General features: G+C 72.4%; 9 protein-coding genes and 1 pseudogene. 8 read left to right on the top strand and 2 right to left on the bottom strand.

The genetic code is table 11. The features are described from left to right. The 4 genes from MCBG_RS19160 to purB all read left to right on the top strand — a co-directional run. A partial coding sequence (locus tag MCBG_RS19160; RefSeq protein ID WP_043327546.1) for an acetyl-CoA C-acetyltransferase occupies positions 1-1,250 on the top strand: 1,250 nt, incomplete at its 5' end. A gap of 121 nt (positions 1,251-1,371) precedes the next feature. Continuing rightward, entirely contained in the window at positions 1,372-1,887 is a 516-nt protein-coding gene (locus MCBG_RS19155) for a SigE family RNA polymerase sigma factor (protein ID WP_043327545.1), read from the top strand. Beyond that, complete coding sequence (locus MCBG_RS19150; protein ID WP_043327544.1) at positions 1,884-3,806, top strand: hypothetical protein; 1,923 nt, start codon at positions 1,884-1,886, stop codon at positions 3,804-3,806. The genes MCBG_RS19155 and MCBG_RS19150 overlap by 4 nt, the downstream gene beginning before the upstream one ends. 89 nt (positions 3,807-3,895) lie before the next feature. After that, on the top strand, positions 3,896-5,329 hold the full coding sequence (gene purB / locus MCBG_RS19145) for an adenylosuccinate lyase (protein WP_284706547.1): 1,434 nt from the start codon (positions 3,896-3,898) through the stop codon (positions 5,327-5,329). A 93-nt stretch (positions 5,330-5,422) separates the two neighbouring features. On the opposite strand, the gene MCBG_RS19140 is transcribed toward purB, so the two are convergent. Beyond that, complete coding sequence (locus MCBG_RS19140; protein WP_181373706.1) at positions 5,423-5,998, bottom strand: YbjQ family protein; 576 nt, start codon at positions 5,996-5,998, stop codon at positions 5,423-5,425. Between the two features lie 12 nt (positions 5,999-6,010). Continuing rightward, the gene (locus tag MCBG_RS19135) at positions 6,011-6,694 is read right to left on the bottom strand and encodes a S1 family peptidase (protein WP_043327542.1); all 684 of its coding nucleotides are present in this window, start codon (positions 6,692-6,694) and stop codon (positions 6,011-6,013) included. A 465-nt stretch (positions 6,695-7,159) separates the two neighbouring features. On the opposite strand from MCBG_RS19135, the gene purS reads away from it, so the two are divergent. The 4 genes and pseudogenes from purS (at position 7,160) to MCBG_RS19115 (ending at position 11,599) form a co-directional block, all read left to right on the top strand. After that, entirely contained in the window at positions 7,160-7,423 is a 264-nt protein-coding gene (purS, locus tag MCBG_RS19130; RefSeq protein ID WP_043327541.1) for a phosphoribosylformylglycinamidine synthase subunit PurS, read from the top strand. Next, positions 7,420-8,103: a phosphoribosylformylglycinamidine synthase subunit PurQ gene (gene purQ / locus MCBG_RS19125; protein WP_043327540.1), complete on the top strand. Its 684-nt coding sequence runs from the start codon at positions 7,420-7,422 to the stop codon at positions 8,101-8,103. The genes purS and purQ overlap by 4 nt, the downstream gene beginning before the upstream one ends. A 64-nt stretch (positions 8,104-8,167) precedes the next feature. Beyond that, positions 8,168-10,840 carry a phosphoribosylformylglycinamidine synthase subunit PurL gene (purL, locus tag MCBG_RS19120; protein WP_043327539.1) on the top strand — a complete coding sequence of 891 codons (2,673 nt, stop codon included), beginning with the start codon at positions 8,168-8,170 and terminating at the stop codon, positions 10,838-10,840. Positions 10,841-10,850: 10 nt separating this feature from the next. Beyond that, positions 10,851-11,599: pseudogene (locus MCBG_RS19115) on the top strand (2-phosphosulfolactate phosphatase). Positions 11,600-11,760 lie beyond the last annotated feature (161 nt).

The raw sequence follows: 11,760 nt of genomic DNA, 5'->3' as shown, positions 1-11,760 counted from the left end.
TCCCCTTCGCCCGGTCCAACTCGCGCTACGCGCACGCGTCGAACGCCGACATGCTCCTCGCGGCGCTCGACGGGCTGGTCGCCCGGTTCGGGCTGGCCGGCGAGCGGGTCGGCGAAGTGGTGGCCGGCGCGGTGCTCAAGCACTCCCGCGACTTCAACCTCACCCGTGAGGTGGTGCTCGGCTCCCGGCTCGACCCGCACACCCCCGCGTACGACATCCAGCAGGCCTGCGGCACCGGCCTGGAAGCCGCCATCCTGGTCGCCAACAAGATCGCCCTCGGGCAGATCGAGGTCGGCATCGCCGGTGGCGTCGACACCACCTCGGACGCGCCACTCGCCGTCAACGAGGACATGCGGCGCACCCTGCTCCAGCTCAACTCCGCCCGTACGCTCGGCGAACGGCTCAAGATCGCGGCGAAGCTGCGCCCGCACCAGCCGTTCAAGCCGGAGATCCCGCGCAACGCCGAGCCGCGTACCGGACTGTCCATGGGTGAGCACGCGGCCCGGACGGCGCTGCGCTGGAACGTCGACCGGACCGCGCAGGACGAACTCGCGCTGCGCTCGCACCAGCGGCTCGCCGCCGCGTACGACAAGGGGTTCTTCGACGACCTGATGACCCCCTACCTGGGGCTGACCCGCGACCAGAACCTGCGGCCGGACACCAGCCTGGAGAAGCTCGGCTCGCTCAAGCCGGTCTTCGGCGCCTCCGGCGCGGACGCCGAGCGGGCCACCATGACCGCCGGCAACTCCTCGCCGCTCACCGACGGCGCGTCGACCGTCCTGCTCGCGTCCGAGGAGTGGGCCAAGGCGCACAACCTGCCGGTGCTCGCCTGGTTCTCCTGGTCCGAGACCGCCGCCGTCGACTTCGTGCACGGCGACGAGGGGCTGCTGATGGCCCCCACGTACGCGGTGCCCCGGATGCTGGCCCGGGCCGGGCTCAGCCTCCAGGACTTCGACTTCTACGAGATCCACGAGGCGTTCGCCTCCCAGGTGCTGGCCACCCTCGCCGCCTGGGAGTCGCCGGAGTTCTGCAAGGAGCGCCTCGGCCTGGACGCGCCGCTCGGCTCGATCGACCGGGAGAAGCTGAACGTCAACGGCTCCTCGCTGGCGGCCGGCCACCCGTTCGCCGCCACCGGCGGCCGGATCGTCGCCACGCTCGCCAAGCTGCTTGATCAGAAGGGGAGCGGGCGCGGCCTGATCTCCATCTGCGCGGCCGGTGGGCAGGGCGTGACAGCCATCCTGGAGCGCTGACGGCTTCCGGCAGGGCTGCGGTCCCGGCCGCAGCCCTGCTCCACGTTCCCGGCGCCCCGAGCAACCCGACGGCGGCTCGGCCGCGTCACCTGGGCATGAGGCGTACGAGAGGCTCCGGGACGTGAACCGGGCCGAGGAAGACGAGTACCGGCAGTTCGTCACCGCCCGGCTGGAGTCGTTGCGCCGCACCGCGTACCTCCTCTGCCGCGAGTGGCACACCGCCGACGACCTGGTCTCCATCACGATCGGCAAGCTCTACCGGCACTGGCGCCGAGTCCGCGCGGCGGAGAACATCGACGCGTACGTGCGCGGAATGCTCACAAACGCCTGGCTGGACGAGCGGCGGCGGCCCTGGCGGCGCGAGCACAGCACCGACACGGTGCCGGAGACCGCCGACATGATCCTGCCGGAGCCCACGCTCGCCGAACGCGACATGCTGCTCGCCCTGCTCGGCCAGCTGCCGCCCCGGCGGCGCGCCGTGCTGGTGCTCCGCTACTACTGCGACCTGTCGGTGGAGGAGACCGCCGACGTCATGGGTATCAGTACCGGCACTGTGAAGAGCCAGTCCGCACGCGGCCTGGAGGCGTTGCGCCTGCTGCTGGGCGGCATCCCGTCGACCCGAGGGGAGCTGTCATGACGTACCGACAGTTGTTCGACGACCTGATCGGCGAGCCGCCGGTCTCCACGGTGGATGTCGACCGGGTGATCAGCGGACAGCGCCGGGCCCGGCGGCTGCGGATCGGGGGCGGCATGACGGCTGTCGCCGCGGTGGTGGCGGCAGTGCTGGTCGGCACCACGACGCTCATCGGCAAGCCGCACGCCCAGCCGGCCAAGCCGGCACCGGCCGTCACGACGATTCCCGGCAGCGATCAGGACCTGGACCTGATCGACGCCGCGGTGATCGCGGCGTTGACCCGCGCGGTGCCGCGCCTGTCCTGGGCGAGGAAGGACGCACCCGTCATCGACACCCCCAACTGGGCTTCCCAGGCTGTGGGCCGGCCCGGCGGCGTCGGTTATTGGGGGACCGGCAGCGTCCGGGTGGACGGCGTGGATCTGATCGCAGACCTGGAGATAACCCGGGAGGGCGCGAAGCGCTGGCAGGCCGAGGCGGCTCATGCCTGCTCCAAGAACGCCGTCGAATGCGGCGAGCAGACGGGTCCGGACGGGGAGAAGATCAGGTATCGGCGGTCGGTCTCGGAGCAGGAGGTGCCGCCGCGGTTCCAGGATGAGATGCCGAGCCGAATGGAGACCGCTGACGCGGCGGCGCTGCGCCGGGACGGCACGTTGCTACGCCTGAACGTTCGGACCGTCACCGCCGAGGACAATCTCCCGATCGCCGTCGGTCAGCTGATCGCGGTGGTGGTGGATCGCGCCGTCGCTCTCGCGCCTATGCCGTCCCCCACACCGGCGGCCACGTCGACCGTCACCACTGTCGCGGGCACCGCCGCGGACGCGGCGCGTCTCGACGCTGCTCTGACCAGCGCCCTGCGCCGGCAGGCACCCGACTTCACCTGGCTGACCAAGTGGGGCGGCGAGAGCAGCCCGACCCCGGTCGGATTCGAGCCCAAGGGCCGGCTGAACGTCGACGCACCGGTGCTGTATGCCGCCACGTTCCGGGTCGGGAACCGGGCCGGGCAGGTCACGCTACGGCTGGTGCGCGACGGAGAGGCTGCCTGGTCTCTCGCCCCGCCCTGCCCGACCACCGCGCTCGCCGCCCGCTACTGCACGGTGACCGAGTTCCCTGGTGGCGAGCGCCTGCGGGCCCGGCGGTTGCTCACCGGTTTCGGCTCGCGCCCCGGCTCGGCACGGCCGGTGGGAAGCAACAGCTACCTGATCGAGTCGCTCCGCTCGGACGGCACGCTGGTCCGCCTCTATCTCACGCAGGACAAGCCGGCGCTCTCGATGGAACAGACGATCGAGATGGCTCGGGAGCGGTCGCTCGTTCTGGCCCCACGACCACCGGCAGGGACCGACACTGCGCAGGCCTACGGTCCCCCCAGGTGGGACTACGACGGCCCAGCGGGGGATGCGGTCACCGCCGCGCTCGACGCCGCCTCGCCGGACGGAATGATCTATCTGCTGCCCTTCCGCGGAGGGGACGACGGGCCCAACGGCGCGACTCTCCTGTCGTACAACTTCATGGTGCAGCGAGGCGGGCTGGCCGGCGACGGGGAGATCATCGTGGAGCGCCGCGCGGCCCTGGTGCTGAGCTGCGCCACGGTCGGAGCGCTCCCGCCCGCGACGCACCGGGCGCACGCGCATGACGGCGAGTGCACCGAGTCGACCCGCCCGGACGGGAACCGGGTCGTCACGATCGTCTCCCGTCCGGCCGGGTCGGTGGTCTACAGCGTGTTCGTCCAGCGACCCGACCGCGGCACGGTCGAGGTGGTGATCGACAACCGGCCCAACACCGGAGGCGCCTCGGACATGCCGACGGACGGAGAGTTCGGAAGCCGCTGGCCGAAGGGCGTCAAGGGTGGCGCGACCCCGCCGCTCACTCTGGAGCAGGTCACGGCGCTTGCCGGTCACCCGGATCTGATCAACCTGTTGCCCTGACCGGATAAGACGGACGCCCCGGGCCGGACCGGTTCAGGGCGTCCGCCACCAGCGGGCCGACCGGTGGCGGCGCGAGCCCGTACGCGAGAATGAGGGCCGTGACGACGATCCCGAACGTGCTCGCCAACCGGTACGCCTCGCCCGAACTGGTCGCCCTCTGGTCGCCGGAGGAGAAGGTCCGGATGGAGCGCCGGCTCTGGCTGGCGGTGCTCAAGGCCCAGCGTGATCTCGGCGTGCCGGTGCCGGACGGTGTGGTCGAGGCGTACGAGCGGGTGGTCGACGACGTCGACCTGGCCTCGATCGCGGCGCGGGAGCGGGTCACCCGGCACGACGTGAAGGCCCGGATCGAGGAGTTCAGCGCGCTCGCCGGGCACGAGCACGTGCACAAGGGGATGACCTCCCGGGACCTCACCGAGAACGTCGAGCAGCTCCAGATCCGTGCCTCGCTGGAGCTGATCCGGGACCGGGTGGTCGCCACGCTGGCCCGGCTGGGCTGGCACGCGGGCGAGTACTCGGCGCTGGTGATGACCGGCCGGTCGCACAACGTCGCCGCGCAGGCCACCACGCTCGGCAAGCGCTTCGCGTCCGCCGCGGAGGAGCTGCTGATCGCGTACGAGCGGCTGGAGGACCTGATCGGCCGCTACCCGCTGCGCGGGATCAAGGGGCCGGTGGGCACCGCCGCCGACCAGCTCGACCTCTTCGACGGCGACGCCGGGAAGGTGGCCGAGCTGGAGCGCCGGGTGGCCGGGCACCTGGGCTTCAGCCGGGTGCTGGACAGCGTCGGCCAGGTCTACCCGCGTTCGCTGGACTTCGACGTGCTCTCCGCGCTGGCCCAGGTGGCCGCCGCGCCGTCGTCGCTGGCCACCACGATCCGGCTGATGGTGGGCCAGGAGCTGGTCACCGAGGGCTTCAAGCCGGGCCAGGTCGGGTCCAGCGCCATGCCGCACAAGATGAACACGCGCTCGTCGGAGCGGGTGAACGGCTTCGCGGTGATCATCAGGGGTTACCTGTCGATGGTCGGTGAGCTGGCCGGTGACCAGTGGAACGAGGGCGACGTCTCCTGCTCGGTGGTACGCCGGGTGGCGCTGCCTGATGCGTTCTTCGCTGCCGACGGGCTGTTCCAGACGTTCCTCACCGTGCTGGACGAGTTCGGTCCGTACCCAGCGGTGATCAACCGGGAGCTGGAGCGCTTCCTGCCGTTCCTCGCCACCACGAAGATCCTGGTGGCAGCCGTACGCCGGGGTGTCGGCCGGGAGGTCGCGCACGAGGTGATCAAGGAGCACGCGGTCGCCGTGGCGCTGGCCATGCGGGAGAAGGGCGCGGCGGAGAACGACCTGTTCGACCGCCTGGCAGCCGACGGCCGGCTGGGCCTGACCCGGGCCGAGATCGACACCCTGGTGGCCGACCGCAACGCCTTCGTTGGCGCCGCCGCCGACCAGGTCAACCGCGTGACCGCACGAATCACCGGTGTGGTCGAGTCCCACCCCCAGGCCGCCACCTACACCCCGCCCCCCATCCTCTGACCCAGGCCCTTTCCCCGGCGATCATGAAGTTGACGGCACTCAGGGAGATCATTCCTGCCGTCAACTTCATGATCGACGCCGCAGGGCGAGGGGTCAGGGGCCGGTGGGGGTTTCGGCTGCGGAACTCAGGTTGGGGGCGCTGGCCGGTTCGGCGATGCCGCCCGGGGCGGAGGCGATCTCCGGGTCGTGGGCGGTCTCGGCCGCGATCGCCGGCTGGTCCGGCGGCATGACGTCCGGCATCTTGGGCGCGACGATCACCGCCGTGCCGTACGCGCAGATCTCCATCCACATCTCGCCGCAGTCGCGGCTGTCGAAGCGCATGCCGATCACCGCGTTCGCGCCGAGGCGGCGGGCCTCTTCGCCGAGCCGGGCCACCGAGTCGGTACGCCACCGGGTCAGGTTGTCCGGCGCCAGCGGGTCGTATGCGCCACCGCGCAGGTTCTTGACCCCCTCGCGGTACGGGTTGCGGGTCCTCGCCATCGACGAGACCACTTCGCCGAGGATCTGGCGGATCTCGTAGCCAGGCAGTTGATCCGTCGTCACGACCAGCACGTTTCCGATGCTGTCAGCCCTCGGCCGGGTGGTTCGGGAGCCGTGTTCAGCTGATCGCATGCTGAAAAACGACGCGGCGCGGACGGCCGGGCTGCTCCCGGCCGATCCGCGCCGCATCGGCATCAACCGTCAGACACCGGCCGTCGAGGCGATCCAGGACCGGTTGTACGCGACACTGCCGTAGTTCTGGATGCTCTGGCCGTCGGCGGTGGAGGCCACGCCGACCTGCTGGCCGTTGTAGAACTGCGGGCCACCCGAGTCGCCCCGCCAGGCGTTGCCGTTGACCCGGGTGCTCCGGATCGCCTGGCCGCCGTACGCGTCGGTGACGCTGGTGCTGGTCACCCGTACGCTCGCGGTCTTGAGCTGGGGCGACGCGCCGCAACCGCTGTAGCAGGTCATGCCCCAGCCGTAGATGGTGTTCGTGGAGCCGACCGGCGGGTTGCTGCTGGCGAGCGAGACGGCGGAGGTGCTCACCGTGCTGGACAGGCGCAGCAGGGCCAGGTCGTAGCGGGTGTAGGAGGCGCTCACGGTGCGGGTGACGCCACCCGAGGCGTAGTAGACGCTGCCGACCCGCACGGACATGGTGCCGCTGACGCAGTGCCGGGCGGTGAGCACCCACTGGGGCGCGATCACGCTGCCGGAGCAGGTGAACGAGCCGTTGCTGAAGACGGCGGCGGCCCAGGGCGCGGACGAGACGGTGCCGCCACCGATGATCGGCTGCGGGCCGGCCGGCGCGGCGGCGGCGCCGGAGGCGGTGGCCAGGACACCGGCCAGCGCGGTGGTCAGCACGGCGAGCAGGGGACGGAGGCGCATGTCGGGGCTCCTTCTGCGCGACGCCCGGGGTTGCCGGGCAGAATGACACCCGCCGGACGGGGGAGCCGGCGAGAGACATCGATCGGGTGCATCGACATCTGACGATGCATGCTACGGGCGTGCCTCGCGGTGTCACAAGAGATGAATCGAAAAACGCCGATGGCGTGACGTCCGCCGCGTGTCGCGTCGACGTGCTGTCGGATACCTGTCCAAGCTGGGGCGTTTCGCAGCAGAATGCCTGGTAGAGGGTGGTGCGGAGGGTCACCCACAGGCACCGAGCGCAACGAATTCGCATCGACGCAGCAACGAACGGGCAACGGTGCCCGGCCGGCGTCGCCGGTCCCGCCCGGCACTGCCGGAACTGCCCCCGGCCGGTTCGGGCCGGGCGGTATCTGCCAGGTAGGCTGGCTGCGCTCGCCCGATAGTGGGCCGGCACCCAACTGCGTACACAGTCAGGAGTGCCCCGTGCCTCGCGTCGTAGTCGACGTCATGCTCAAGCCCGAGATCCTCGATCCGCAGGGCCAGGCCGTCGCGAACGCGCTGCCCCGGCTCGGCGTCAGCGACGTCGCCTCGGTTCGGATCGGCAGGCGGATCGAGATCGAGTTCACCGGCGAACCGGACCTGGACCGGGCCCGCGAGATCGCCGACAAGCTGCTGGCCAACCCGGTCATCGAGGACTTCACCGTCCGCGTGGTAAACACCGACGAGACCGCGGGCGCGCAGTCGTGACCGCCCGGGTCGGTGTGGTGACCTTCCCCGGCTCGCTCGACGACGGGGACGCGGCCCGGGCCGTGCGGATCGCCGGCGCCGAGGCGGTCCGGCTCTGGCACGGCGACCCGGACCTGCACGGGGTGGACGCCGTCGTCCTGCCCGGCGGCTTCTCCTACGGTGACTACCTGCGCTGCGGCGCCATCGCCCGGTTCGCCCCGGTGATGGAGACGATCGTCCAGGCCGCGCGAGGTGGCCTGCCGGTCCTCGGCATCTGCAACGGCTTCCAGATCCTCTGCGAGGCGCACCTGCTGCCCGGCGCGCTCACCCGCAACCAGCACCTGCACTTCCGCAACCGGGACCAGGTCCTGCGGATCGAGGCCACCGGCACCGCCTGGACCAACGCGTTCCAGCCGGGCCAGGAGGTGCTCGTCCCGGTCAAGAACGGCGAGGGCTGCTACGTCGCGGACGCCGCGACGCTCGACCGGCTGGAGGGCGAGGGCCGCGTCGTCGCCCGCTACGTCGGCGGCAACCCCAACGGATCGCTGCGCGACATCGCCGCGATCACCAACGAGGCCGGCAACGTGGTCGGCATCATGCCGCACCCCGAGCACGCGGTGGAGGCGCTCACCGGCCCGTCCCTGGACGGCCTCGGCTTCTTCACCTCGGTGCTCAAGCACCTGGTGGGAGCGCCGGCGTGATGGTGGCCGTGATCATCGGTCGGCTCACCCGCCGCACGGGCGGCGAGCGCAACAAGGAGACGTCATGACCACCCATCCGGACCCGGCCCTGCGGGAGCCGCAGGGCGGCCCGACCGACGAGTGGGCGCCGGGCGTGGACACCGTCCCCCGGGCCGCCGAGACGCCGGAAGAGCTTCAGCCGTACGCCGAGCTGGGCCTCCGCGACGACGAGTACGACCGGATCCGGCACATCCTCGGCCGCCGGCCCACCCAGGCCGAGCTGGCCATGTACTCGATCATGTGGAGCGAGCACTGCTCCTACAAGTCGAGCAAGGTGCACCTGCGCCAGTTCGGCGAGAAGGCCCCGCCGAGCGACCGGCTGCTCGCCGGCATCGGGGAGAACGCCGGCGTGGTCCAGGTCTCCGACGAGCTGGCGGTGACCTTCAAGGTCGAGTCGCACAACCACCCGAGCTTCGTCGAGCCGTACCAGGGCGCGGCGACCGGCGTCGGCGGCATCGTCCGCGACATCCTCGCCATGGGCGCGCGCCCGGTCGCCGTGATGGACCCGCTGCGCTTCGGCGCGGCCGACCACCCGGACACCGCCCGGGTGCTGCCCGGCGTGGTCGCCGGCGTCGGCGGCTACGGCAACTGCCTCGGCCTGCCCAACATCGGCGGCGAGGTCGTCTTCGACCCCTGCTACCAGGGCAACCCGCTGGTCAACGCGCTCTGCCTGGGCGTGCTGCCGGTCGACCGGCTGCAGAAGAAGGACGCCACCGGCCCCGGCAACATCGTGGTCCTGATGGGCGCCAAGACCGGCCGCGACGGCATCGGCGGCGTGTCGGTGCTGGCCAGCGCCACCTTCGACGAGGGCAGCGAGCAGCGCCGCCCGTCCGTGCAGGTCGGCGACCCGTTCATGGAGAAGCTACTGATCGAGGCGTGCCTGGAGCTGTACGACGCCGAACTGGTCGTCGGCATCCAGGACCTCGGCGGCGCCGGCCTGACCTGCGCGCTCACCGAGACCGCCGCCTCCGCCGGCACCGGCATGCGGGTGTGGCTGGAGCGGGTGCCGCTGCGCGAGCCGTCGATGGAGCCGCACGAGATCCTGGCCAGCGAGTCCCAGGAGCGGATGCTGCTCGTCGTCTCGCCGGACAAGCTCGACGCGGTCCTCAAGACCGCCGAGAAGTGGGGCGTCTGGGCCACCGCCATCGGCGAGGTCACCGCGCCGTCCCCGGACGGCCAGCCGGGCCGCCTGGTCGTCACCTGGCGTGACCAGCTCGTGGTGGACGTGCCGCCGGGCTCGCTCGTCGACGACGGCCCGGTCTACGCCCGGCCGATGCGCGAGCCGGCCGACCTGATCCTGCTCCAGGCCGACCGCGCCGAGACGCTGCCCCGGCCGAACACCCCGGAGGCGCTCCGGGAGACCGTGCTGCGCATGATCGCGTCGCCCAACCTGGCCGACAAGACCTGGGTCACCGAGCAGTACGACCGCTACGTGCTCGGCAACACCGTGCTCGCCCAGCCGGAGGACTCCGGCGTGATCCGGATCGACGAGCGCAGCGGCCTCGGCGTCGCGCTCTCCGTCGACGGCAACGGCCGGTACGCCCGCCTCGACCCGTACCACGGGACGAAGCTGGCGCTGGCCGAGGCGTACCGGAACGTGGCGGTGACCGGCGCGAAGCCGATCGCGGTCACCAACTGCCTGAACTTCGGCTCGCCGGAGGACCCGGGCGTGATGTGGCAGTTCGCCGAGGCCGTACGCGGCCTGGCGGACGGCTGCCTGGAGCTGGGCATCCCGGTGACCGGCGGCAACGTCAGCTTCTACAACCAGACCGGCGCGGCGGCCATCCACCCGACCCCGGTGGTCGGCGTGCTCGGCGTGCTCGACGACGTGGCGAACCGGGTGCCGATGGGCTTCGTGCCCCGCGCGGCCGGCGACCACGACCAGCTCTTCCTGCTGGGCGAGACGCACGTCGAGCTGTCCGGCTCGGAGTGGGCCTGGGTGACCCACGAGCACCTGGGCGGCATCCCGCCGCAGGTCGACCTGGCCCGTGAGCGGCAGCTCGCCGAGCTGCTGGCCGAGGCGGCCCGCGTCGGTCACCTCAGCTCGGCGCACGATCTCTCCGACGGCGGCCTGGCGCAGAGCCTGGTCGAGTCGGCCCTGCGCCGCGGCGTCGGCGCCCGGGTCGTGGTGCCGGAGCACTTCGCCGGTGGCTCGATGCCGTTCGTGTTCCTGTTCAGCGAGTCCGCCGGCCGGGCGCTGGTGTCGGTGCCGCGCGGGCACGAGAAGGCGTTCACCGCCCTCTGCGCCGAGCGCGGCGTGCCGTGGGAGTTCATCGGCGTCACCGACCCGGCCTCCGGCGCGCTGGAGGTGCACGGCCAGTTCCGGATCGGCCTGGACGAGCTGCGCGAGGCGCACAGCGGCACGCTGCCGCGCCTGTTCGGCGCGGCCGAGGCGGCGCGGGTGGAGGTGGCGGCGACCCGTACCGGGACCACCACCGTGCTTCCGGCCACCGCCGAGCAGCCGGTCGGCGTGGACCCGGCCGAGGTCGCCTCCGAGCCGATCGCCGAGACGGGCACGGACGCCTCGCCGGCCGAGGCGCCCGCGCCGGCCGCCACCGACTCCGCTCCGGCCGCGTCCGACGCGGATTCCGACGAGACCGCGCCGGCCTCCGACGCGATCCCGGCGCAGGACGCTTCGGCGCCTGCCGACGGGTCCGACGGCCCGGCTCCCGGTGAGCCGGCGCCGGACCGGCGCTGAGGCCCCGGCCTTGGCCGTTTTCGCCCAGCCCGGCGCCGGTGCCCGCTTCGACTGGGGACTGACCGGGGCGGCGGAGCTCGGCCGGGTCTGCGCCGCCCTGGTGGTGGTGGACGTGCTGTCGTTCACCACCGCCGTGGAGGTGGCGGTGAGCCGCGGCATGCGGGTGCACCCGTTCCCGTGGGGCGAGCAGGCCGCCGACTACGCCCGCCGGGTCGGCGCCGTAGCCGCGGTGGGCCGCCGGAGGGCGACAGCGGAGCACCCGTGGTCGCTCTCCCCGGCGGCGCTGCGGGCCGCGCCCGTCGTCGCCGACCTGGTGCTGCCGTCGCCGAACGGCTCCGCGATCAGCGCCGCCGCGAGCGCCACCGGAGTGCCGGTGGTCGCGGCCTGCCTGCGCAACGCGCGCGCCGTCGGGCGCTGGCTCCGCACCCAGGGGTACGGCTCGACCGACGCTCCCGTGGGTGTGGTGGCGGCCGGGGAGCGCTGGCCCGACGGGTCACTGCGGCCTTGCGTGGAGGACCAGCTCGGCGCGGCCTGCGTGCTCGACGCGCTCGCCGGGGTGCCGGCGGACTTTCGGTGGAGGCAGCGATTGCGCTGGCCGCGCTAACCAAGCACCCCTGATGTCCGGCGGCGGTGCGGGGGTGCGTGTCCGGCCGGGAACTCGCCGAGGGTGGCTTCGCCGAGGACGTCGACGTCGCGACCGAGGTCGGCGTCTCCGACGTGGTGCCGGTGCTGCGCCAGGACTACTTCGCCGCCGCCTGAGTCACCGGCTCCACCACCCGCTCGCCGGGGTATCAACCAACGACTGTGGCCGCCCGCGAACGCGGGCGGCCACAGTCATGCGTGCTGGTGGCTGTCAGTCGTCCAGCCAGTCGAGACGCCGGCCGCCGCGGTCCCCCTGCGCGTCCGGGCGGGCGCGACCG

Source organism: Micromonospora sp. M42, assembly GCF_000568915.1.
GTDB classification, from domain to species: Bacteria; Actinomycetota; Actinomycetes; order Mycobacteriales; family Micromonosporaceae; genus Micromonospora; species Micromonospora chalcea.
This window is presented reverse-complemented; position numbering and strand designations above follow the sequence as displayed.